The following is a 20165-nucleotide window of genomic DNA, read 5'->3' as shown; positions in this document are numbered from 1 at the left end:
TGCGGGATAGCCTTTGACCTATGCCTTCAGTATTCAGCGCCATCATCAACGGGGACCTACCTGGCCGTTTTGTGTGGGAGGACGACGACGTCGTTGCCTTCCTTACTATCGCGCCGGTGACACAGGGCCATGTACTGGTAGTTCCTCGTACCGAGGTAGATCAGTGGCAGGACGTCGATCCCGAACTTTTTGCCAAAGTGACCACAGTTGCACGCACGATGGGACAGGCCGTACGCAAAGCGTTCGACGCGCCGCGCGCCGGGCTCCTGATCGCCGGTTTGGAAGTGCCGCATCTGCACGTCCATGTTTTTCCCGCATACACAATGGGAAATTTCGACATCAGTGGCGCCGATCCGTCGCCGTCGCCTGAATCTCTCGAAGACGCCCAAGCACGTCTGAAGGCAGCACTTCGCGAAATCGGACATACGAGCAACGTTTCAGCGCGCTGACGGTTAACTGTGAGAGTTGCCGCAATGTCCGATCCAGTGTTGCGGCCGTCCACTTTATTCCGTTTATTGACGGTGACCTGCACTTCCACATTCCGAACAGTCCGTTTACGTTGTCGCACAACAACGAGTTTCGCTGCTACCGTTGAGCGCTGGTCGCAGGACCAGCGCCCAACGGGACACACCAGTTGGGACCATTCGGAGGAACGGAAGCAATGCAGGAACGCGCCAAAATCAGTCGCCAGCAGATTCTCCGCGGCGCGGCTGACCGTTTCGAAATCTCTGGGTACGGCAGCACCAGCATGAATGACATCGTGTCCGCGTCACGGATGACCAAGGGCGCGGTTTACTTTCACTTCTCCTCCAAAGACGAACTTGCCCAGGCCGTCATCGACGAGCAGCATCGCATTTCCCTGGCATCGTTCTCTGCAGCTGCGTCTACCGGCGCCCCGGCATTGGAGCAGGTCATCATGGTCTGCAACGAGATCGCTCGACAATTGATCTCCGATCCAGTCGTTCGCGCCGGCATCCGACTCACCTTGGAGCTCAATACTGCCGACGGCCCCTTCGAGCCCTATCTCACCTGGATTCGAGAACTTCAAAGGCTGGCCGACATCGCACAGCAAGAAGGCGATATCCGCCAAGACGTCACACCCGAATCCGTAGGTCGTGTTGTCACGGCGACATTCACGGGCGTGCAAATGGTCTCGAACGTGCTGACGCGTCGAGCGGATCTCTCGGAGCGCATCGACGAGTTGTTCGTACTGCTCCTTGCCGGTGTGGTCTCGGAGAAGCGTCGCGGTGACATCGACACCCTGGTGAGAACCCGCCTCGAGTCCTACGTCGCCTGACCGGACTTTCCGCGAACTCGGCAGCGGTGGGTCGCGCACTCCGCGTGTGGCACTCGACACGCCGAACGTCGATTACCACTTGTCTCGTACAAGCGTGCAACTTCGTCGAGAAGTGCCTGTCGCTGGACTTGTTCGAAGATAACGCAGGTAATCGTTCTTTTTTTCACCTTCGGCGGCAGCAGTTTTCACGATCTTGTCGCCCCGGAACTACCTCGTGACCGGTCTGGCGCCAACGACGTTCGAGTGGTGTTGCGCAGTGGATGCTACACAGTTTTCTCTCCAGGTCAGTCTTCGTGGGGCTCGCGAGGCAGTTCGACCCGGAAGGTCGCACCCTCGCCGGGCGCGCTGGTCACCGAGACGGTTCCATGGTGTGCTTCCACCAACGCGGACACGATCGACAGACCGAGACCCGCACCGCCGGTTTCCCTCGTGCGGGACGTGTCCGCGCGATAGAACCTTTCGAAAATTCGTGCCGCGTCTTCCTCACTGAGCCCTTGGCCGGTATCCGAAACCTCGATGACCACAGTCTCTTCGGTAGTCCCCAATCGAATGACGATCTCAGCGTCCGGCGGAGTGTGCTTGACTGCATTTCCGACCAGGTTCGCGACTACTTGGCGCAGGCGGGCCTGATCCCCGACAACCTCGGGGGTCCCCGGCCCACCCGTCATCGCCAGCGTGACGCTCCGACCGGGCGCGATGGCCCGCGCCGCTTGAATCGAATCTGCCACAACGGCAAGGAGATCCACCGTCTTGTTGTCCAGCGGACGTTGCTCGTCGAGTCGCGCGAGCATCAGGAGGTCTTCGACCAGCAAGCCCATCCTCGACGCTTCCCCTTCGATGCGATTCATCAGTGTGGCCGTATCCGTCATGGCACCTTGGCGATACAGTTCCGAGAACCCGCGGATGGTAGTCAGCGGAGTGCGCAATTCATGGCTCGCATCGCCGACAAAACGTCGCATACGCTCTTCCGAGCGGCGTGCCGATTCTTCCGACGCCTCCGTTGCAGCAAAGGCCCGCTGAATCTGGGCCAGCATTCCGTTGAGCGCCACCGACAATCGACCGATTTCGGTACGATCGTCCCTTTCTGGGACACGTCGGTGGAGATCGCCCGCGGCAATGGCTGCTGCAGTTTCCTCAACTTCTACCAAAGGCCGAAGACTACGACGGACGACGAAGTAGGCCGCACCGCCGAGTACGAGTAACACCACCACACCGATCCCGAACTGGAGACCGATCAGGTCGTCGACAGTCTGCTCGATATCCGTCATGCGGACGCCGATTGTGGTGGTTGTTCCGTCTCGAACAGTGGAGAGCACACGCCACTTCACATCCGAACCGTCCGTCGAACCTGTCGTGACCGGCCCGTTCGTCGCGTCGACAGACAGGTCCGGCGTTGTCGACGACGATTGGTCGTTCAGGGTGATGATTTTTCCGTCCGCAGTCACCGTGCGCACGAAGAACGGGCTCGGCGGACGGGTATTCGGGCCGACGGCGCTGGGCGGCTGGACATCTCGCGAATGCGGCTTTGCCCAACCGTCGATGGCCTCGTACAGAGTCCGATCGGTACGTTGCGTCAGCGAGTTCTCGAGCGCAGACGTCACCGCCACTCCGGATGCGAGCAAACCCATTCCAGCCAGAATGAGTAGTGCGGCCACAAGCGTGAATCGGAGCGGAAGCGCATGCACACGGAATCGCCTTCCCGAGGAAGGCTTTTCGGTCTGCGACTGCGAAGTCATCGCCGAGGTTCGCGCATCACGTACCCGACGCCACGCAACGTGTGGATCAACGGAGTCTCACCCGTGTCGACTTTGCGTCGAAGGTAGGAAACATAGGACTCGACCACACCCACCTCGCCGCCGAAGTCGTAGTTCCAGACGTGATCGAGGATGCGCGGCTTGCTCAGGACAGTGCCGGCATTGACCATGAAGTACCGCAGCAGAGTGAACTCCGTCGGAGACAGCGATACCAGCTCTCCGTTCTTCCACACTTCACGCGTGTCGTCGTCAAGTTCGATGTCCGCGAACGTAACCCGAGGGGACTGCTCCGGCGCAACTCCGCGCCCTGCTCGGCGCAGTATGACGCGCAACCGCGTCACCACTTCCTCGAGGCTGAACGGCTTGGTCACGTAATCATCAGCACCCAACGTGAGGCCGGTAATCTTGTCGTCCAACGCGTCCTTCGCCGTCAGAAAAAGCACCGGGGCGTCGACGCCGTCCGCGCGCAACCGTCGCAGCAGTCCGAAGCCATCCATTCCGGGCATCATGACGTCCAAGATGATCGCGTCGGGACGGAATGTCCGCGCCACGTCGAGGCCTTCGGCGCCACTGGATGCGGTGGCAACCTCAAAACCTTGAAAACGGAGGCTCACGGAGAGCAACTCCACGATGGTTGGCTCGTCGTCGACAACGAGGATGCGGGCTTCACTTGGCTTGTCGGTCACAAAAACGATCTTCTCCCCTCCTACTGGATTCACGCTGCGTGTTCCCTGGGAAGTTCCTGTGAACCGTTTCGGATGTGACTGGTCTGACCGCCCGAATCAGCCTTCGACCTGCGTTCCGTTGCTATCGTGAAGTGAGTCGGTAACGACATCCGGACGAGCACACCGTACCCGGCCAGCGACAAGACGGTGTTAGGAGTGTTCGTCATGGCATGGATCGTGCTCGTAATTTCCGGAATCTTCGAAGCTGTGTGGGCCACCGCACTGGGCAAATCCGATGGATTCAGCAAGCTGTCACCCACCATCGTGTTCATACTCGGTCTGATCGTCAGCATGGCCGGTCTTGCGTACGCAATGCGGACGCTTCCGATCGGCACTGCGTACGCAATCTGGGTCGGCATCGGCGCCGCGCTGACCGTCGGATACGCCATGATCACGGGTACCGAGTCCTCGTCGATCGTCAAAGTCCTGTTGATTCTGGTCATCATCGGAGCAGTGGTCGGCCTCAAGGTTCTGCACTGACGTTCTTCTGCACTGACGCTCGTATTATCCGGGCGAGTATTTGTGTGTGACCGGTTACAGTTATTCAATGAGACTGGTCGAGATACTCACGCTACCCGTGCGCGCGGGCATCGCCGCCGCAGAAATCAGCCTGGGTATTGCCGAACTGACGGTGACAACCGTACGAGTTGTCATCTCGAACCCAGGCGCCACGACGGTCGGCGCGGCATCCCTGGCAAATCCGCGCGGGCCGTTGCAGATGATTCAACAGTTGTCGTCACTGACAGCGGACGACCGTCCCATCGGGCAGGCTCTCGCCGCCGGCGGGCCACTCGATCGACTGTTGGCCCCCGGCGGACCGGTCGACAAGTTGACTGCACCGGACGGAACACTCGAACGCCTTCTAGCTCCAGGTGGCCCGCTCGAACGCGTGCTCGCGCCGGGCGGCCCGCTGGACCGAGTGCTCGCCGAGGACGGCGCGTTGGAGCGACTGCTTGCACCCGGTGGGCTACTCGACCGGATGACGGCCGAAGACGGCCCATTGGAAAGATTGACGGCCCAGGACGGCGCGGTGGAGCGCCTCACCGCAAAGAACGGCGTCATCGATCGCGCACTGGCAGAAAACGGAATCCTCGAAACGCTGCTCGCAGAGAACGGCGCATTCGAAAGACTTATCGCCGAGGGTGGTCCACTCGATCAGATTGTTGCCCTTTCCGACACTCTGACGTCATTGGCCCCCAACCTCGAACGCATGAGTGCGAGCATCGAAATACTTCAGGACACCGTCGCGGTACTGAGTGCTGCGGTGGGCCCACTCGGAGAACTTGCCGGAAAGCTCCCCAACCGATGGCTCAAAGGCAAGAGCGAGCGGCCGATATCCGATGTAGGCATCGAACCCGCATAACGGGTTCTTACCTGCATAACAGAGTAGTTTCGCGGAGTCAGTTATTGATCACGATATTGAGATTGACGATAATTCCGCCGAAAGTCAGGATCGTGTTCGCCAGGCCGAGGGTGAATCCGCTGTTCAATGCGGCAATAAGTCCATTCATTGTCGTATCCCCTTCACTGTCTTCGGGTTACACGTACAAGTTTGTGCGCTGGCGCTGAGAATAGGCCATGCACGGAGCATCCGGGGACTTGACGAAGAATCTTGTACTACAGTCGCAACTTCTTACGGATGTGTTGCAGCACAACAGATTTAGAGCGAACTGGCGCATACCCATTTCTGCGCGTCGCCAAACGTCACCAGCCAATATGCTCGATGTCTGATTCGTGACAAAGGTAACGAATCCGACGGCAATCCACTCGTTCCGCGACTAAACAGACTGCAGACCAGGTATCCAGGTGCGAGAATGGGACAAATCACCCGAATTTGCGGGCCTGGAAGAAGGGTGTGCAAGTTATGACGCCGCCACACGCCGATATTTGCCATGGAACCGGTTACAGTGCAGGCACTTTCGTACTTCCAGCCCGATTGAGGGCAACCACCGACGCCCTGCGCTCACTCTATGCGCAACCCGATAAGCACACAGATGACGGGCACTTCCTCGAGCAAATCTGCAACCATGCCGTGGACATTATCGACAGCGCCCACCATGCCGGCATCACCGTCGCCGAGTCCGACTCCACCCATCGCACCGTCGCCGCGACCGACGATCTCGTCCACTCGGTCGACGAGCTGCAATTTCAGCTCGGAGTCGGGCCCGCCGTGGAATCCGCCCACGCCTCATGTGTCGTGCACGCACACTCCAGCGAAGCCAACCGTCGCTGGCCGCAATTTGCCGGTGAGGCGCGGCGTGCCGGAGTATCGAGCTTCCTCTCCGCACCACTCCCCGGACAGGGGCAACCGCTCGGGACACTGAATCTGTACAGCCGCGACCAGTACGGATTCACCGATGCCGACGCTGCAATCATCGAACTCTTTGCCCTCACGGCGTACTTCGCGTTGCGCAGTTCGCATCGACTCGAGCTTGCCCGAGCACGCACGAGGGACCTCGAACTCGCCCTCGAATCCCGAGGCGTGATCGAGCAGGCAAAAGGCATCATCATGGGCACCCGACACGTCACCGCCGACGACGCCTTCTCGCTCCTCATCCAAGAATCCCAGACGAGCAACATCAAACTTCGTGTAGTCGCGCAACAACACATCGCCGCTGCGATCAACCCGAGCCAGGCCAACGCGGATACCCACGACACCAGGCCGTCCGCCAACTAGGTCCACCACCAAAAAGGGCGCCCCTCGGCTGATTGCCGGGTGGACGCCCTCTGTATTGGAGCCTCCTGTCGGGATTGAACCGACGACCTTTCGCTTACAAGGCGAGTGCTCTACCACTGAGCTAAGGAGGCGAAGTCGCACGCGTCGCCGCGAACGATCTTTGCGGAGCCATCATATCCAAGCCGTCACGGTGGCCGCGCGCGGGTCACATTAGATACCGTGGGCCCCATGAGCACCCCGCAGAGTCGACCACCGACGCGCCGCCCTTGATGTCGAAACTCGCCGAGGCCCTCGACCGTTTGACCGGCCACCGCCAGGCCACGCTGGACACGGTCACGTCGGCACCCGCGCCTCTACAACCGATCGACCTGACCGACGACGCAGTGGTGGCCGAAGTCCTCGACCTGGCAGTTCGGGTCGGCGAGGTGCTCCTCGCATCGGGAACGGCGGCGATGGACACCGCCGAACAGGTTCAGTTCATCGCAGCGACCTACGGTTTGGCTCAGTGCGATGTCGATGTCACGTACAACTCGATCGTTCTGTCCGCGTATCGAGGACCGACCCGCCCGCCGGCCAGCACGATGCGTATCGTCCACTACCGCTCGATGGACTTCACCCGCCTCGCTGCGGTGGACCGTCTGACGCGTCGCATCAGACGCGAGGCCATCACCCCGAATCAGGCCCACGAGGCACTGACGACGATCACAACCGCGCCCCATCCGTACAGTCGCTGGACCGCAACTCTGGCGTGGTCTGCGATGGCCGCGTCGGTGTCCGTGCTCCTCGGCGGCGGACTCCTGGTTGCCACGGTGTCATTCCTGACGACGATGGTGATCGACCGAGTTAACCGGGTTCTCAACCGTTTCGGATTGCCGTTCTTCTTCCAGCAGGTGATGGGCGGCCTGATCGCCGCTGCCCCGGCCGCAACCCTGTACACCTTTCAGGAACAGTTGGGGATCAGCATCAGACCGTCGCTGATCATCGCGGCCGGGGTGGTGGTTCTGCTCTCGGGGCTGTCGTTGGTCGGCTCGGTGCAGGACGCAATCATGGGCGCGCCCATCACCGCAGTGGCACGTTTCTTCGAAGTCGTGATGATGACGGGCGGCATCATCGCCGGCGTCGCGATCTCGTTGCGCGTCACCGGAATGTTGGGCTCGACGTTGCCACCGATCAACGTCGAAGCCTCCCCGATCACCCAGCTTCCGGTGCTGATGCTCTCCGGCGCATTCGCGTCGGTGTTCTACGCACTTGCCTGTTATGCGGAAAGGCGAGCGTTGACAGCCGCCTTCCTCGGCGGCGCGGCGGGCAGTGGTGTCTCGATCTACGTGCAGACACTCGACGTCGGGCCAGTCATCGCGGCTGCAATCGCAGCGACGGTCGTCGGCCTCGCCGGTGGTTTGATGGCGCGCCGGGCACTGACTCCGCCGCTTGTCGTGGCCGTCGCAGGCATTACGCCACTGCTTCCCGGTCTCTCGCTGTACAAGGGGCTCTATTCGTTGCTCAACGATCAGGTGCTGGTCGGGTTGACTGCCCTGTTGTCGGCGTTCGGTATCGGTTGCGCATTGGCCGCGGGCGTCACACTCGGCGAGTGGGTGGCCCGTACGCTACGACGCCCCCGGATTCTCATGCGTGTGGACTCACTGCGTCGTCCCATGGTCCGAAAGCGGAAACGCCGCACGCCGGCAGCCAGCAGGTAGAACTAGCCGAACGCGACAAAAGCTGGGCACCTATGTCGGTGCCCAGCTTTTGTCGCGTGTTCCAGGAACGGATCAGCTCTCCGAGCTGCGTCCTGCTGCAGCCTGGTCTGCTTCCATCGCCTCGCGCAGACTCTTGGGACGCATGTCGGTCCAGTTCTTCTCCACGTACTCGAGGCACGCTGCCCGGCTCTCTTCGCCGAACACCACACGCCAGCCCGCAGGGACCTCGGAGAACGTGGGCCACAGCGAATGCTGGTCCTCGTCGTTCACCAGCACGTAGAAGCGTCCGTCTTCGTCATCGAAAGGATTAGTGCTCATCTCGCCTCACTTGTTACGTACGTTTCTTGTGCGCTCAGACTAGCAAGCGCACCGGTCGTCTTCTGGTTGCTCAGAACGGACGCCAGAATCTCGCCTGCACGTACCGCGACGTTCGACAACAGCGACGACGTCAGTCCGTGTGTCCGTTCCGTACCACCCTGCAGGTAGATACCGCCCGTCACGTCATCCGTTACAGCCATACGATAGTCCCGACTTACGGTACGCGGAACGGACGAATCAGACACGAGATCGCCCAACAACGTATCCAGCGGGGCCGCAGTGAAGCCGGTAGCGAGGACCAGTGCGTCGCACTCGAGTGTCTCGGTGAGTCCGTCGAGATTGCTACGAACGGTCAGTTCGATGCCGGATTCGGATTCGGTGGCACTCGTGATCTCCGACGCCTTGTGCATGAACAACCGGCGCGGACCGCGGACCATTTCCTGATACTCGGTGGCATAGAGGCTGTTGATCAATTCGATGTCGACAACCGAGTAATTGGTACTGCGGTGCAGCGCCAGAATCCGCTCACGCTCGGCGGCACTTGCACCGTGCAGAGCGTCGACGGCTTCCGGATCGAAGATGCGGTTGGCATACGGACTGTCGTCGGCGGGGCTGTATCCGTAACGAGAAAAGACACTGTGCACTTCTGCGTTCGGGTAGTGGGAATGCAGGTAGTCGACGATCTCCGCGGCACTCTGGCCTGCGCCGAGGACAACAAACCGGTTGTGTGTCGGTGCCGGCATCGCGTCGAGATGGAACAGGAACTGATGGTTGTGGAAACAGCGGGAGGACAGTTGCGCCCAGTCGGGAATCCGCTCCACCAGACCAGCAGCGACCACGACGTTTCGCGCAGTGACCACGGTCCCATCGTCTAGCCGAACGTCGAAACGGTCGACAATGCCGTCGCCGTTTCGATTTCCGTCGACTGCTTCGACCGCGGTTCCGAAACTCACGTCTGCATCAACCCGACAAGCGGCCCAGCACAGGTAATCGTTGAACTCGTGACGCGTCGGGAAGAAAGTCTGGTGATTGACAAAATCGACGAGGCGCCCGTGCTCGTGAAGGTAGGAGAAGAAGCTGTATCCGCTCTGGGGATTGCGGAACGTCACCAAATCCTTGGGGAAGGCAATTTGCATAGTGGCTCCGTCGAGGAGCATTCCCGGGTGCCAGGCGAACTCGTCCTGCTTCTCGAAGAATCGTGCGGTGACACGATCAACTGCTGCACAGTTTGCGTTGTGTTCCTCGATTGCGATTGCCAAGGCGAGGTTGGCGGGGCCGAACCCGATTCCGACAATATCGACAGTGAGAGATGCAGCACTGAAGTCACTCGGTGATTCACTCATACAGGTTGTCCATCCCCGACATCACGACCAGGCGGCCGATCATCGATCCCAAGTCAGAAGCAAAGGCTATCCTTAATTAGGTGAGGGTATCAACATGGCGACCCATCGCATAGCGCTTGGCGCCCTGCCACAATGCGACGCACGTCATAGTTTGTCGGCCAGGGTGCGAATCGCCTGTTCAGCGCCGGTCCCACGGACCGAACTCGAGCAGAATATCTATCGCAAAGCCGTCATCTTGGGCACGCACCACATGTTCGAGCGCATAGACGCGGAAGCCTTCGGCAGCTCGCGCTAGATCGGAAATGCCCGGCAGGATGTCCGGCTCAGGCGGACCGCCGACCCCTCGGTGATAGTTCTCGATCGAATGCCCGAGGTACATCACTCGCCCACCCGGCGCGACCCACCCGGCGACGCGTCGCAAAGTGTCGACAAGTTCAGCGAGCGGAAGATGCAGAAAGCTCACCAGAACCAGGTCAACGTCACTTTCCGTTGTCCATGACGTCGCATCACCGACTTCCCATTTGACGGCACTGTCCACGTCCGCCGACCGCGCACGGTCGATCGCCACCGACGAGTAGTCGACACCGGTCACCGACCAACCGTGCTCCGCCAGCCAGCGGGCATGACGCCCGTCGCCGCACGCCAGGTCGACGGCAGTTCCCGGGTCCAGGTCGGCCACACGCGTAGCCACCGTTCCGGCCGGGTCGATCCCCCACGGCTGCGTCACTGCTCTGTACCGCTCGTCCCAATCCGATGCATCCATGCGCGTCTCCTCACTTTCCGAACGAGTGTCTTCATCTTCCGGCCGAAATCGACGCCTCAGCCGCTCTCCGCCGACAGCCTAAGCCGACATCGGTACCGCACTTCTCATGGTCCGAGATGTGACAACAAGATACCCCCAGGGGTATACATGAAAGCAATTCGCAAATACCCCCACCCGTATCAGGAGTTGGAATGACGACCGCAACAAGCGCCGATTCGGCGCCACCCGACCAGGGCGCACGCGACGGAGCACTCGCCCGACTCGGACGCACCATGGCCACGCATACCCGCTGGGTTATCGGCATCTGGTTGATCGCCCTCGTGGCACTTGGCGCCGCAGCACCAAGTGTCTTCACGTCATTGGCCGGCGCAGGTTGGCAAGCGAACGGGTCGGAATCGGTACAGGTCCGGGAGTTGGCAGAGCAGCATTTCGGCGGAAATTCCTCGGCCGCAGTCCAGGTTGTCGTGCATTCGGATTCGCAGCAGATCAGCGATCCGGAGTTGCAGGACACCCTCGCCCGCGCAACGGCACTGTTCGCCGAAGACAGTCGATTCGGTGACGTTGTCGCACCACAACCCGGCATGACGATCAGCCCCGACGGACACACCGGCATCCTGATTGCCGGCGCCAACGCGAGTACAGACGACATGGTGAGCGCCATCGACCAACTCGGAGGAAAACTCTCCGACCTCTCGACCAACGAGATCGAGGTGTACCCGACCGGCGCGTCGGCGTTGTGGAGCGATTTCAACAAGGCCAATCACGAAGCCATGATCAAGGCCGAAATGATGTCGTGGCCGGTCACTCTCGCGATCATGGTGCTGGCTTTCGGTTCCCTGGTCGCAGCCGGATTGCCACTGCTTTTGACCCTCGCAGGTCTCGTCGCGTCGGCCGGCGGACTGGTGATTCTCAACGAGATCACGCCGATCTCGGTGTGGGCCATGAACTTCGCGATGATGTTTGCCCTTGCACTCGGCATCGACTACGCCCTGTTCCTGGTGGCCAGATTCCGCGACGCGCTACGAAAGAACCCCGACCCCCGAGCCGCTGTTGCCGAAACAATGGACACCGCAGGCAAAGCCGTTGTTCTCTCCGGCCTGACAGTCCTCGTCAGCCTCACGGCGGTTCTGATCGTTCCCGCACCCGCAGTGCGCACGATGGCGGTGGGAATCATGCTCGCAGTGATCTTCGTTCTCGCCGCAACACTGACCCTGCTCCCTGCAGTGCTCGGCAAGATCGGCGCAAAGGTCAACGCCGGCTCGCTCCCCTACGCGCGGCGCCAGCAGCACCGTTCCCCGCTGTTCGCGTCGTGGGCGTCTCTGCTGCACCGGCACCCCTGGCCGTTCGGCATCGGTGCACTACTGATTCTGATTGCGCTCATCATCCCCGTCTTCGGACTGAAAGTGGCCATGCCGTCCATCGCGGTGGTTCCCGAGGACGCTCCGGTCCGCCAGGGATACGAATTGGTACAGCAGCAGTTCGGTGACGGCACTCCCGGAATGCTGCAAATTGTCACGACCGCCGAGGACGCAGAAGGGACAGCGCGCGTTGCCGATTCCGTCGACGGCATAGCGATGCTCACTCCGGCACAACCCTCGACGGACGGTTCCGATCTGGTTATGCTGCAGGCGGTTCCGAGCGTCGACCCGTCCGATCCCGCGATGGAGAGCATCCTCGCCGACCTGCGAGAGCGACTACCCGAATCCGCGCGTGTCGGGGGCGCCCCAGCCGAGAATCTCGATCTTCAGCAAGCATTGAACGACTACCTGCCGATCGTGATTGCCGTGATTCTGACACTCGGATTCGCCCTACTGCTGATCGCGCTGCAGGCACCGCTCATCGCCGTCATCGGCACGCTGGTGAGTCTGCTGTCCACCGGCGCGGCATTCGGTGTCGCGAAGCTGATATTTCAGGACGGCCACGGAGCCGGCCTGCTCGGCTTCGAACCTCAGGGCTTCCTGAACGGGTGGGGTCCGGTGTTCTTCTTCGCGATGATCTTTGCGATTGCGATGGACTACACCGTCTTCCTCCTCTCGAGCGCCAAGGAACACTACGAGCGAACCGGCGATCCCAAGATCGCTCATATCGACGGACTGGCACACTCCGGCCGAGTGATCGCAGCAGCGGCTGCCGTGATGGTGGCCGTATTCTTCACCTTCGCTTTGGCAGACCCCTTGCCACCGAAGGAGATGGGAATCATCCTCGGCGTCGCGGTCGTACTCGACGCCGTCCTCGTCCGCCTGGTTCTTCTTCCGGTTGCGCTGCGCCTGACCGGCAAGGCGGCGTGGTGGTCACCCACGTGGCTGCGCCGGGTTCTGCCGAAGATCAGCTTCTCGCACGGCTAGATCATGTACCCGACATCACTGTTTACCAGATACCCCTAGGGGTATGCTGAATTGAAGACGACAGAAGGAGAACTCCCATGGATATCGCTCTGGGCACCAAGGTCAGCGGAACATTCGACGACGTCGTGGCCCGCACTCGCGGAGCCCTATCGGATCAAGGTTTCGGCATCCTCACCGAAATCGACATGCAAGCCACCCTCAAGGCCAAACTCGGTGAAGACATGGAGAAGTACCTGATCCTGGGTGCCTGCAATCCACAGCTCGCGCACCGCGCCGTTGGGGTCGATCGCCAAATCGGTCTACTGCTGCCGTGCAATGTCGTGGTTCGCGAAGACACGTCGGCCGAAGATTCGTTCTACGTCGAGGCCATGAATCCGGATGTGATGGTGCAGGTTTCCGACGAAAGCGGACTCGAGGCTGTCGCGACCGAGGCGGCCACCAAACTACGCGCCGCAATCAGCGCACTCTGAGGCTTCGATCGTGAAGGATTCTGATCGCTGCGCGAGCAGAATCCTTCACGATCAGCTGCCATGCCCCCCGGGGTACTCTCGTCCGAGTACGAACATTCGAGAAAGGGCCACGATGACCGGCGACGAAGAGAGCATTGCGCTCGTATTGAACAGACTGCGCCGCGCTCACGGCCAACTCGCCGGAGTGATCACGATGATCGAGAGCGGCCGTGACTGCAAGGACGTAGTCACCCAATTGGCCGCGGTCTCGAAGGCACTCGACCGGGCAGGCTTCAAGATCGTTGCCTCCGGCCTGCGTGAATGCATGACCGGCGCCGAAGGCAAGGACCCTCTTACCGAAGCCGAACTCGAGAAACTGTTCCTCGCACTGGCCTGAGCGGTTTATCCGGCCAGGAAGTCGATTAGCACCTTGTTCACGGCATCCGGTCGCTCGAGGTAACCGTAGTGACCGGTGTCCGGGATCTCTTCGTACGTCGCGGTAGCGATGCAGTCTGCAACCTCGCGGGAAAGGAAGGGCGGAATCATCCGGTCATCGGCGAAGGCTACCGACAGGCAGGGACGCATGATCGCCCGGTACTCACTACGGCGATCGAACGAGCGATCCATGTTCAGCTGAGCTCGAACGCCGGGTGCTGTTGTGCCACCGGAGAATTCGAAGATGTCCAGCCAGTCCCGGGCTGAGCGCTCGTCAGCCAAGGTAGTGGGCGACAGGTTCATCACTGCTGTTACTGCCGCTCGATACTTTGCGGGCAACTCGACGCCACTGTCGACCAACTCGCGCTCCCCCTCGGACAGCGTCTGCTGGAAGTGATCCATCCGAGCGTGGCCGGCGAGGAACACTGCCTTGCGGACCAGGTCCGGACGGGCCAACGTGAGTTCCTGAGCCACTCGGGCACCCATCGACGTTCCGATCACGTACGCAGGGCCGCCACCGAGATGCTCGATCAATCCTGCGGTGTCGGCAACCATGTCCGGCATCGTGATACCGCTGACACTCTCACCGGACGGCGCGATTCCACGGTTGTCGAAGGTGCAGACGCGGTACCCCGCCGCAACGAGTGCGGGGGTCTGGTGAAGATCCCACACCCGCCCAGGACTTCCAGTACCCATGATGAGCACCACCAGATCCCCATCACCTTTGACCTGGTAATTGATCGGGATTCCGTTGATAGTGGCGACCGTCATAGCTGCCTTCCTCCTCGTGTTCTGCCGCTGCATTTCTCAGCCTGATTTCGGGTTGACCGAAGCTCCCCCGCTTGCGGCAACACTATCGCGTCTCGCGACCTTCCCATGCTGTCCACAGGTGCGCGTACCGACCGCCCGCAGCCACCAGCTCGAGGTGCGGCCCCTCCTCCACGATCCGTCCGTGCTCGAGCACGATCACCCGGTCCGCTGCCGCCGCTTGCGTAAGTCGGTGAGCGACAACAAGAGTGGTCCGCCCGGACGTTGCCGCATCAGCAGCTGCCTCCAATTCGCGGGCACCAGCACTTCCGGCCTCCGCCGTCGCCTCGTCCAGCACCGCAACAGCCGGGTCTGCCAAAACCAACCGGGCCAACGCCAACTGTTGTGCCTGCGACGCCGTCATCTCGTGCCCACCTTCGCCGACAACGGTTGCAAGACCGTCGCTCAAGGCCGCCACCCACCCTGACGCCCCGACGGTCTTCAACGCCGACATCACGTCCTCCTCGGACGCTTCGGGCGCTGCGAGTCGCAGGTCCTCGATCAGGGGGCCGGCAAATACGTGGACTTCCTGACTGACGATGCCGATGTGGCGTCGTAGGTCCGCGACACCGGCCAACGCAACACCACCGATCAGCACGCTTCCCGACGTCGGTGCCCACGATCCGGCGGCGATCGCCGCCACCGTCGACTTCCCGGCACCGGTCGAGCCGACCAGCGCCACCCGCTCCCCCGCGGCCAGCGTGAGACTGACGCCGTGGAGAACCTCGCGCCCGTCGTAACTGTGCCTGATGTCCCGCAATGTCAGTGAGCGATCACGGGGTTCGGCCACGTCGATGTCGGCGCGGTCGGGTTCCGGGATATCCACGACACCCACAAGGCGTGCGAGGCTCGCGCCCGCCGACTGCACTTCGTCGAAGGTGTAGAGAAGCGAACCGATCGGATTGAACAGGCGGTGGAACAGCAATGCTGCCGTTGTGGTCTGGCCGACCGTCACGATGTCGTCACGCACCAGCAGGAACCCGACAACAAGGATCATGGACAGGCCCACGAACTCGGCCCGGTTCCCGCGCCCGGCGAACCTGGTGAACAGGCCGAACACTCCCACCGCAAGATCGCGGGCCTTCGCCGACGCGTCGTCGATCCGCCCGAGGTGTTCCTTCTCCAGGCTGTAGGCCCGCACCGTCCGGACACCTTGCACGCTGCTGATCAATGCCTGCGAACGTGCACCCATCGCCACACGCTCGGCCGCATAGATCGGCGCCGATCGTGGCAGGTACCACTTCAGCGCCATCGCGTACATCGGGAGCGCCACCAGACCGGCCAGTCCCAGACGCCAGTCCAGACCGAGCATGGTCACCATGCTGAGCGCGACCAGCAGAACGGCTCCGATCAGGTTCGGAATCACCTCGGAGACTGCCTTGGCGATCACGGCAACGTCATCGCCGACGCGAGAAAGCAGATCACCCTTGCCGACCTTCTCCAGCGTCGGCACAGGCAACCGCAGTGCCCGGTCGACGGTGCGCTCGCGTAGATCCGCGAGGATGTTCTCACCCAGCCTCTTGACCAGATACGACGCGTATCCCGTGAAAACACCACCAACGACGGCCGCCGACGCGATGATCGCCACCACCGTCAGAATTGTCGACGTGGGGGCACCCTCACGAACCCGATCGACGAGGACACCGAACACGTAGATCGGTACCAACGCCATCGCGGCCGCTGCGGCCGACACCGCCACAACAAGAAAACTCTGCAGCTTCCGCTGCGCCAACTCCGACCTCAACCACTGCCAGGTTTCGCGCCCGCCCGCGATCGGCAGCAGTTCGCGTGTCGCTTTCCCGGTCATCGCAGAACCGCCCCTCGATAGTCGGTGTCGTGGTGAGCGAGTTCGGCATGCGTCCCCTGTGCCACTACTACTCCCCGATCCAGAACGACCACACGATCCGTTGCCGCCAGCAACGCCGGGCTGCTCGTGATCAGGATCGTGGTGTGCAGCGCTGTTCCGCTGTGGCGCAATTCCGCGATGCCTGCCGCAATCGACGCTTCCGTTACCGCGTCCACCGCGGTTGTCGGATCATGCAGCACCAGCACGGGCGCCTTCGTGAGCAACGCGCGTGCCAGCGCGACCCGTTGCCGTTGACCGCCGGACAGGCTGGCTCCGCGGTCGGTGACCTCGAGGTCGAGTCCATGGGGATGGGAGTCGACGACATCGGCGGCGGCCGAGGCAGCCAGCACCTCCCCCAGATCCGAGGACTGCGCATCGCCTGCGCCAGCTGCGAGATTGGAGCCAAGCGAACCCCCGAACAGATCGGTCAGGTGCGGTTCCACCAGCACGGTGCGCCTGGCCACTGCCAAGTCCATGTCCTGCAGCGAAATTCCGCCGATCCGCACAGAACCTCGGTACTCGTGTGCGCCCGGTTGCCCGGACAGCACCGTGGCCAGCGCCTCGGCGTCCTGCGGTTGGTACGCCACGACCCCCAACAATTCGCCGGCGTCGCAGTGCAGATCGACGCCGCCGAGTGAACGGAATTGCAGCCCTTCGAGAGTCAGATCGTAGCCCGGTGTCTCGGTCACCGAGCCCGGGGTCAGGATCGGATCGGCGTCGAGCACCAACGCCAACCGATCGGACGACGCGCGGGCAACCGCAAAATATCCGGGGAGAGAAGCCAGCAGGCCGAGCGGTTCGAGAAAGAACTGCGCCAGGCCGACCACGGTGATCAACTCTCCCACCGTGATTCGGCCCTGCAATGCGAAGTAGCCGGCACAACCGGCGATCCCCACAGCAAGCAAAGCGCTGACCGTCGCCGACACACCGGTGTAGATCGCAGTGGCCTTTGCCGTGTGGACCGCAGATGCGAGGGCTTCGCGACTTGCACCGCGATAGCGATCGGACGCCGACTTCTCCGCGCCGATGCCGCGGAGCGGGCGCAGTCCACTCACCAAGTCCGTTGCCATTGCCGATGCCCGGGCGATCGACGCCTGCTTCCCCGTCGCGCGGGACGTGATCAGCGGCGCGGACAGTTGCAGTAGACCGAGAATGACCGGGGTGCCGATCAACACCGCCAGCCCCAGCGTGACGTCGATCCACAGCAACGCGACAGCCGACGCCACCGCAGCGGTCAGTGCCGCTGCTGCCCGCGGCACGATGTCGGCTATCCAGGACGCCTGTTCCGCGTCGGACGTCGATACCGTGAGCAATTCGCCGGATCGCAGGTTCGTGTGTACCCCTCGCGGGTCGAGAACGCGGTGTGCCACTTCGAGGCGCAATCTGTGTGCCTCCTGCTGCATCGCCGTCACGATGAACCGAGCACCGAACCGCCAGGCTGCGGTGAGCACGAGAAACAATGCACCGAGCGCACAGATCGACACGACGAGCGTGGTGGTGTCCGAAGTCTCGATTGCCCGATCGATGATGACACCGATCGAAATCGGCACCGCGGTTTCGGCGAGTTGATGCAGGCACACCAGAACGGTGCCGATCGCCAGCGGTCCCCGATTACGCACGAGAACTCGGCGCAAAATCGCAGCCCCACTGCTTTTACCTGCGCCTGATTCACCCGAATCGACGGCTTCACTCACCTGGGTCGTGCTCATGGAACTCCAAGCATTGATAGGGACGAGAATGTCCGGTAGACACAGAAGTAAGTCGACCCTAATGCATGAGCAACTAGCGTTGACGTGCCCAGTTCTCATAGAGTCGCTGTAGAACCATTGCTTGCGGAACCATTGCTTGCGCCGTGCAGGCAAGCACGAGAGGAACATGATGTCTGAGAAGACGACCGTCGAAGCCGAAGTCGAGATCCCGGACGAGGAAATCGAGACTGTAGCCGAGGAAACCGCCCGTATGGCACAGCGCGTTGTCGCTGCGTACGCGGAAGACGCCGACGAGTGCAGGATGCTGCTCTCGATGCTCGGAATCAGCCCCGTCAGCAAGCTCGACTGAATCTCGATCGAGTCTCTCACCTATACCTAACGAGAAGGAACCACGTGTCTGTCAGTCCGGAATCGGCCAGCTCAATCCCCTCTGACGACGCAGTTGCTCTCTCCGCAGAGAAGACCGTGTCCGGGCAGGCCGAGTTCGTCGTAGTAGCGAACCGCCTGCCCGTCGACCTGGAGCGGTTGCCAGACGGTTCCACAAGATGGAAGCGCAGTCCCGGTGGTTTGGTCACCGCTCTCGAACCGATCTTGCGTAGCAAGCAAGGTGCGTGGGTCGGCTGGGCCGGTGTTGCCGACGCCGACATGGACCCCATTGTCGAAGACGGACTGGAGCTGTACCCGGTACCGCTCAGCGCCACCGAGATCAACGAGTACTACGAAGGCTTCTCCAACGCGACGCTCTGGCCGCTCTATCACGACGTCATCGTCAAGCCCGAGTACCACCGCGAATGGTGGAACGCGTACGTCGAGATCAATCGCCGCTTCGCCGAAGCCACCGCCAAGGCTGCGGCCCACGGCGCGACGGTCTGGATCCAGGACTACCAACTTCAACTCGTACCGAAGATGCTGCGGATGCTGCGCCCCGACCTCACCATCGGGTTCTTCCTGCACATTCCGTTCCCGCCGGTCGAACTGTTCATGCAGATGCCGTGGCGAACCGAGATCATCGAAGGCCTCCTCGGCGCGGACCTCATCGGTTTCCACCTTCCCGGCGGCGCACAGAACTTCCTCTTCCTCGCCAGGCGTCTTGCGGGACAACAAACTTCACGCGGCAACGTCGGCGTCCGCTCCAAACTTGGTGTTGTGCAAGTGGGTTTCCGCACCGTCCGCGTCGGCGCGTTCCCCATCTCCATCGACTCCGGCAAGCTCGACGAGCGATCACGCTCCAAGGCAATTCGCGACCGCGCCAAGCAGATTCGCAAAGAAATCGGCAACCCCAAGAAGATCATGCTCGGCGTCGACCGCCTCGATTACACCAAGGGCATCGACGTTCGGTTGAACGCACTGCACGAACTACTCATCGACGGACGGATAGATCCCGCCGATACCGTCATGATCCAGTTGGCAACTCCCAGCCGCGAGCGCGTCGAAAGCTACGTCCAGATGCGCGGTGACATCGAGCAGATGGTCTCGCGCATCAACGGCGAGTTCAGTGAAGTCGGCCGCCCTGTTGTCCACTACATCCACCGACCGGTCGACCGCGACGAACTCATTGCGTTTTTTGTTGCCGCCGACCTCATGTTGGTCACCCCACTTCGCGACGGCATGAACCTGGTTGCCAAGGAATACGTAGCGTGCCGCAGCGACCTGGGCGGCGCTCTACTGCTCAGCGAATTCACCGGTGCGGCAGCAGAATTGCGTCAGGCATTCCTGTGCAACCCCCATGACCTCGACGACGTCAAGGACTCCATGGTGGAAGCACTGAACCAGCCGAAGGAAGACGGACGACGCCACATGCGCGCCCTGCGCCGTCAGGTACTCACTCATGACGTGGACCGTTGGGCTCACTCGTTCCTCGACGCTCTCGCGCACGGCGGCGCTGCGGGGCCGGCACTGATCGCACCGGACGAGAACCACGAAATCGACGACAACAACTGAGTACGCCGGCATGAAACAACCCGGCCGAGGGGACTCCCTCGGCCGGGTTGTTTCATGTC

At 61.7% G+C, this 20165-nt stretch carries 19 protein-coding genes, 1 tRNA gene and 1 riboswitch; of the genes, 11 read left to right on the top strand and 9 right to left on the bottom strand.

Features of this window, described 5'->3' with window-relative positions:
• Nucleotides 1-20: 20 nt before the first annotated feature.
• Together CJ178_RS25355 and CJ178_RS25350 are read left to right on the top strand one after the other, a co-directional pair.
• Nucleotides 21-449 carry an HIT family protein gene (locus tag CJ178_RS25355; RefSeq protein WP_033232265.1) on the top strand — a complete coding sequence of 143 codons (429 nt, stop codon included), beginning with the start codon at nt 21-23 and terminating at the stop codon, nt 447-449.
• 212 nt (nt 450-661) lie between these two features.
• Nucleotides 662-1297, top strand: coding sequence for a ScbR family autoregulator-binding transcription factor (locus CJ178_RS25350; protein WP_033232267.1), 636 nt, complete (start codon nt 662-664; stop codon nt 1295-1297).
• Nucleotides 1298-1581: 284 nt separating this feature from the next.
• Here CJ178_RS25350 and CJ178_RS25345 read toward each other — a convergent pair whose 3' ends face one another.
• Both CJ178_RS25345 and CJ178_RS25340 read right to left on the bottom strand, forming a co-directional pair.
• Nucleotides 1582-3033 (bottom strand): sensor histidine kinase, encoded by a 1452-nt coding sequence (locus tag CJ178_RS25345; protein WP_051730353.1) that lies wholly within the window; start codon nt 3031-3033, stop codon nt 1582-1584.
• Nucleotides 3030-3737: a response regulator transcription factor gene (locus tag CJ178_RS25340; protein WP_033232268.1), complete on the bottom strand. Its 708-nt coding sequence runs from the start codon at nt 3735-3737 to the stop codon at nt 3030-3032. The genes CJ178_RS25345 and CJ178_RS25340 overlap by 4 nt, the downstream gene beginning before the upstream one ends.
• 130 nt (nt 3738-3867) lie before the next feature.
• A riboswitch (guanidine-III (ykkC-III) riboswitch) is annotated at nt 3868-3930 on the top strand.
• 11 nt (nt 3931-3941) lie between these two features.
• On the opposite strand from CJ178_RS25340, the gene CJ178_RS25335 reads away from it, so the two are divergent.
• The 3 genes from CJ178_RS25335 to CJ178_RS25325 all read left to right on the top strand — a co-directional run bounded on the left by CJ178_RS25335 (nt 3942) and on the right by CJ178_RS25325 (nt 6453).
• Nucleotides 3942-4256, top strand: a complete 315-nt coding sequence (locus CJ178_RS25335) for a DMT family transporter (protein WP_033232602.1) — start codon at nt 3942-3944, stop codon at nt 4254-4256.
• 67 nt (nt 4257-4323) lie between these two features.
• Entirely contained in the window at nt 4324-5139 is an 816-nt protein-coding gene (locus CJ178_RS25330) for an ABC transporter (RefSeq protein ID WP_033232269.1), read from the top strand.
• A 501-nt stretch (nt 5140-5640) separates the two neighbouring features.
• Nucleotides 5641-6453, top strand: a complete 813-nt coding sequence (locus tag CJ178_RS25325) for a GAF and ANTAR domain-containing protein (protein WP_052683578.1) — start codon at nt 5641-5643, stop codon at nt 6451-6453.
• A gap of 56 nt (nt 6454-6509) precedes the next feature.
• On the opposite strand, the gene CJ178_RS25320 is transcribed toward CJ178_RS25325, so the two are convergent.
• Nucleotides 6510-6584: transfer RNA gene (locus CJ178_RS25320), tRNA-Thr, on the bottom strand.
• Between the two features lie 138 nt (nt 6585-6722).
• On the opposite strand from CJ178_RS25320, the gene CJ178_RS25315 reads away from it, so the two are divergent.
• Nucleotides 6723-8150 carry a threonine/serine ThrE exporter family protein gene (locus tag CJ178_RS25315; protein WP_033232271.1) on the top strand — a complete coding sequence of 476 codons (1428 nt, stop codon included), beginning with the start codon at nt 6723-6725 and terminating at the stop codon, nt 8148-8150.
• Nucleotides 8151-8222: 72 nt separating this feature from the next.
• Here the strand turns inward: CJ178_RS25315 and CJ178_RS25310 are convergent, their stop codons facing one another.
• The 3 genes from CJ178_RS25310 to CJ178_RS25300 all read right to left on the bottom strand — a co-directional run bounded on the left by CJ178_RS25310 (nt 8223) and on the right by CJ178_RS25300 (nt 10574).
• Entirely contained in the window at nt 8223-8468 is a 246-nt protein-coding gene (locus CJ178_RS25310) for an MbtH family protein (RefSeq protein ID WP_033232272.1), read from the bottom strand.
• Nucleotides 8465-9811 (bottom strand): lysine N(6)-hydroxylase/L-ornithine N(5)-oxygenase family protein, encoded by a 1347-nt coding sequence (locus tag CJ178_RS25305; protein WP_045068727.1) that lies wholly within the window; start codon nt 9809-9811, stop codon nt 8465-8467. Before CJ178_RS25305 ends, CJ178_RS25310 begins: the two co-directional genes overlap by 4 nt.
• A 178-nt stretch (nt 9812-9989) precedes the next feature.
• Nucleotides 9990-10574 carry a class I SAM-dependent methyltransferase gene (locus CJ178_RS25300; RefSeq protein ID WP_033232274.1) on the bottom strand — a complete coding sequence of 195 codons (585 nt, stop codon included), beginning with the start codon at nt 10572-10574 and terminating at the stop codon, nt 9990-9992.
• Nucleotides 10575-10765: 191 nt separating this feature from the next.
• Here CJ178_RS25300 and CJ178_RS25295 point away from each other — a divergent pair, with 191 nt between their 5' ends.
• The 3 genes from CJ178_RS25295 to CJ178_RS25285 all read left to right on the top strand — a co-directional run bounded on the left by CJ178_RS25295 (nt 10766) and on the right by CJ178_RS25285 (nt 13765).
• A complete protein-coding gene (locus CJ178_RS25295) occupies nt 10766-12919 on the top strand; it encodes an MMPL family transporter (RefSeq protein WP_095888282.1) in 2154 nt (717 codons plus the stop codon).
• 77 nt (nt 12920-12996) lie between these two features.
• On the top strand, nt 12997-13389 hold the full coding sequence (locus CJ178_RS25290) for a DUF302 domain-containing protein (RefSeq protein WP_095888281.1): 393 nt from the start codon (nt 12997-12999) through the stop codon (nt 13387-13389).
• Nucleotides 13390-13501: 112 nt separating this feature from the next.
• Nucleotides 13502-13765, top strand: coding sequence for a metal-sensitive transcriptional regulator (locus tag CJ178_RS25285; protein WP_033232278.1), 264 nt, complete (start codon nt 13502-13504; stop codon nt 13763-13765).
• 5 nt (nt 13766-13770) lie between these two features.
• Here the strand turns inward: CJ178_RS25285 and CJ178_RS25280 are convergent, their stop codons facing one another.
• The 3 genes from CJ178_RS25280 to CJ178_RS25270 form a co-directional block, all read right to left on the bottom strand.
• A complete protein-coding gene (locus CJ178_RS25280) occupies nt 13771-14574 on the bottom strand; it encodes an alpha/beta fold hydrolase (RefSeq protein WP_045068722.1) in 804 nt (267 codons plus the stop codon).
• Between the two features lie 82 nt (nt 14575-14656).
• On the bottom strand, nt 14657-16417 hold the full coding sequence (locus tag CJ178_RS25275) for an ABC transporter ATP-binding protein (protein ID WP_095888280.1): 1761 nt from the start codon (nt 16415-16417) through the stop codon (nt 14657-14659).
• Nucleotides 16414-18165, bottom strand: coding sequence for an ABC transporter ATP-binding protein (locus CJ178_RS25270; protein WP_095888279.1), 1752 nt, complete (start codon nt 18163-18165; stop codon nt 16414-16416). Before CJ178_RS25270 ends, CJ178_RS25275 begins: the two co-directional genes overlap by 4 nt.
• 169 nt (nt 18166-18334) lie before the next feature.
• On the opposite strand from CJ178_RS25270, the gene CJ178_RS25265 reads away from it, so the two are divergent.
• Nucleotides 18335-18514 carry a hypothetical protein gene (locus CJ178_RS25265; protein ID WP_371851322.1) on the top strand — a complete coding sequence of 60 codons (180 nt, stop codon included), beginning with the start codon at nt 18335-18337 and terminating at the stop codon, nt 18512-18514.
• A 116-nt stretch (nt 18515-18630) separates the two neighbouring features.
• Nucleotides 18631-20106, top strand: a complete 1476-nt coding sequence (locus CJ178_RS25260; RefSeq protein WP_275586642.1) for an alpha,alpha-trehalose-phosphate synthase (UDP-forming) — start codon at nt 18631-18633, stop codon at nt 20104-20106.
• The last annotated feature ends 59 nt before the right edge of the window (nt 20107-20165 follow it).

The organism is Rhodococcus sp. ACPA4 (genome assembly GCF_002300185.1).
GTDB lineage: Bacteria > Actinomycetota > Actinomycetes > Mycobacteriales > Mycobacteriaceae > Rhodococcus_F > Rhodococcus_F globerula.
Note: the sequence above shows the minus strand (reverse complement) of the source record. Positions and strands in the feature narration are given on the sequence as shown.

Excerpts from the sequence above, each read along its gene's own strand:
- CJ178_RS25355 (WP_033232265.1), top strand. The coding sequence starts at position 21 with ATGCCTTCAGTATTCAGCGCCATCATCAACGGGGACCTACCTGGCCGT.
- CJ178_RS25350 (WP_033232267.1), top strand. The coding sequence starts at position 662 with ATGCAGGAACGCGCCAAAATCAGTCGCCAGCAGATTCTCCGCGGCGCG.
- CJ178_RS25345 (WP_051730353.1), bottom strand. The coding sequence starts at position 3,033 with ATGACTTCGCAGTCGCAGACCGAAAAGCCTTCCTCGGGAAGGCGATTC.
- CJ178_RS25335 (WP_033232602.1), top strand. The coding sequence starts at position 3,942 with ATGGCATGGATCGTGCTCGTAATTTCCGGAATCTTCGAAGCTGTGTGG.
- CJ178_RS25330 (WP_033232269.1), top strand. The coding sequence starts at position 4,324 with ATGAGACTGGTCGAGATACTCACGCTACCCGTGCGCGCGGGCATCGCC.
- CJ178_RS25325 (WP_052683578.1), top strand. The coding sequence starts at position 5,641 with ATGACGCCGCCACACGCCGATATTTGCCATGGAACCGGTTACAGTGCA.
- CJ178_RS25315 (WP_033232271.1), top strand. The coding sequence starts at position 6,723 with ATGTCGAAACTCGCCGAGGCCCTCGACCGTTTGACCGGCCACCGCCAG.
- CJ178_RS25310 (WP_033232272.1), bottom strand. The coding sequence starts at position 8,468 with ATGAGCACTAATCCTTTCGATGACGAAGACGGACGCTTCTACGTGCTG.
- CJ178_RS25305 (WP_045068727.1), bottom strand. The coding sequence starts at position 9,811 with ATGAGTGAATCACCGAGTGACTTCAGTGCTGCATCTCTCACTGTCGAT.
- CJ178_RS25300 (WP_033232274.1), bottom strand. The coding sequence starts at position 10,574 with ATGGATGCATCGGATTGGGACGAGCGGTACAGAGCAGTGACGCAGCCG.
- CJ178_RS25295 (WP_095888282.1), top strand. The coding sequence starts at position 10,766 with ATGACGACCGCAACAAGCGCCGATTCGGCGCCACCCGACCAGGGCGCA.
- CJ178_RS25290 (WP_095888281.1), top strand. The coding sequence starts at position 12,997 with ATGGATATCGCTCTGGGCACCAAGGTCAGCGGAACATTCGACGACGTC.
- CJ178_RS25285 (WP_033232278.1), top strand. The coding sequence starts at position 13,502 with ATGACCGGCGACGAAGAGAGCATTGCGCTCGTATTGAACAGACTGCGC.
- CJ178_RS25280 (WP_045068722.1), bottom strand. The coding sequence starts at position 14,574 with ATGACGGTCGCCACTATCAACGGAATCCCGATCAATTACCAGGTCAAA.
- CJ178_RS25275 (WP_095888280.1), bottom strand. The coding sequence starts at position 16,417 with ATGACCGGGAAAGCGACACGCGAACTGCTGCCGATCGCGGGCGGGCGC.
- CJ178_RS25270 (WP_095888279.1), bottom strand. The coding sequence starts at position 18,165 with ATGAGCACGACCCAGGTGAGTGAAGCCGTCGATTCGGGTGAATCAGGC.
- CJ178_RS25265 (WP_371851322.1), top strand. The coding sequence starts at position 18,335 with ATGTCTGAGAAGACGACCGTCGAAGCCGAAGTCGAGATCCCGGACGAG.